2 protein-coding genes are annotated in these 1,791 nt (G+C 71.2%); one reads left to right on the forward strand and one right to left on the reverse strand.

Annotated elements, in window-relative coordinates:
- The coding region (gene uvrC, locus MXD58_RS26870; protein ID WP_250610607.1) for an excinuclease ABC subunit UvrC at positions 1-1,048 on the reverse strand (1,048 nt) is incomplete at its 3' end.
- Between the two features lie 250 nt (positions 1,049-1,298).
- Between uvrC and MXD58_RS26875 the strand changes: the two genes are divergently transcribed.
- A complete protein-coding gene (locus tag MXD58_RS26875) occupies positions 1,299-1,712 on the forward strand; it encodes an SsgA family sporulation/cell division regulator (RefSeq protein WP_248839947.1) in 414 nt (137 codons plus the stop codon).
- Positions 1,713-1,791 lie beyond the last annotated feature (79 nt).

Consider the following 1,791-nt stretch of genomic DNA (forward strand, 5'->3'; position numbering starts at 1 on the left):
CCCGCCGGCCGGCCACCGTGGAACCGTCGCCGAGGTCGATGCTGCCGCCACCGGTGTCGGCGCCGCGCTCGCCACCGGCGGCGAGGGCGGCCGGGCTGACGCTGGGCGCGGTGCCGTCGAGGTACTCCTGGGTGAGGAACTGTTCGACGAGGTCGGCGGTGGAGACCTCCTCGAGCCGGTCGACGACCCAGCCGCGCTGCCCGCGGACCCGGCCGCCCCGGACGTAGAAGATCGACACGGCGGCCTCCAGCTCGTCCTCGACGAGGGCCACCACGTCCGCGTCGGTGCCGTCGGGCAGCACGACGGCCTGCTTCTCGATGGCCCGGCGCAGGGCGCTGGCGTCGTCGCGCAGGCGGGCGGCCCGCTCGTACTCCTGTGCCTCGGCGGCCTGGCGCATGTCCTGCTCGAGGCGGCGCAGGTAGCGGCCGGTCTGGCCGGACATGAAGTCGCAGAAGTCCTCGACGATCTCGCGGTGGGCGGCGGCGTCGACGCGCCCGACGCACGGCGCCGAGCAGCGGTCGATGTAGCCCAGCAGGCAGGGCCGGCCGACCTGGGCGGCCCGCTTGAAGACCCCCGCCGAGCAGGTCCGCGCGGGGAAGACGCGCAGCAGCAGGTCGAGGGTCTCGCGGATGGCCCAGGCATGGGCGTACGGCCCGAAGTACCGCACGCCCTTGCGCTTGGGCCCGCGCATGACCTGTAGCCGCGGGAACTCCTCGTGGAGGGTCACCGCGAGGCTCGGGTAGCTCTTGTCGTCGCGGTACCGGACGTTGAACCGCGGGTCGTACTCCTTGATCCAGGTGTATTCGAGCTGGAGGGCCTCGACCTCGGTGGAGACGACGGTCCAGTCCACGGCACTCGCGCTGCGGACCATGTGCTGTGTGCGGGGATGGAGGGTGTACGGATCGGCGAAGTAGTTGGCGAGCCGGGCCCGAAGGTTCTTGGCCTTGCCGACGTAGAGCACACGGCCGTGCTCGTCGCGGAATCGATAGACGCCGGGGGTCTCGGGAATCGAGCCCGTAGCGGGCCGGTAGGACGCCGGATCAGCCATGGACCGAGCCTACGGCGACCATCATCCCGGCCGGGCTGCACCTGCACGTAACCATTTCATCACGCATAGCGTGCGACTCCAACGGCGGGGCCCCTCGCACTGTCGTCGAGGGATGACGGACGGCGGTCAGTCGGAAGACGTAAGGTGACCATATACACACTTTCCGCTGTCAGCGGTGACCCCGCTGGCGCCGGGGACGAGGGGCTGCGACCCTCGACACATCGGGCAAGCGAACCGAGGGAGCCAGCTCGTGCTTGGAAAGGACGTGACGGCGGAGTTCGTCGTCGACGACGGCGCTGGCCGCGGGCGGGTCACGGTGCTCCAGCTGTGCTGGCGCGCCTGCGACCCACTGGCCGTGTCGATGTCGCTGGTGTCCAGGCCGGAGCACCCCGCGCTGCCGCAGGGCAGCTGGGTGGCACCCCGCGATGCCCTGCGTACCGGCCTGAACCAGGTCATTGGCGACGGGGACGTGCGGATCGGCCCGGATCCGGGCCACCGCGGCGTCCGGCTCGACCTGGTCGACGGTGACCGCCGCTCGGTGGTCGTCGTCTCGACCACGTCGTTGCGGCAGTTCCTGGACCGCACCGAGCGCCTCGTGCCCACCGGCCAGGAGCACACCGAGCAGGAACTGGACTCGGTCCTGGCCACCCTGCTGGAGACCTGACCCGCGGCGGGCGGTACCCAGGTCGTACGATCGCAGGGTGAGCCTTGTGGATGCCGGCCCTGTCGGTGCTGACGGCGAG

This window comes from Frankia sp. AgKG'84/4 (genome assembly GCF_023242965.2).
Classification (GTDB): Bacteria; Actinomycetota; Actinomycetes; order Frankiales; family Frankiaceae; genus Frankia.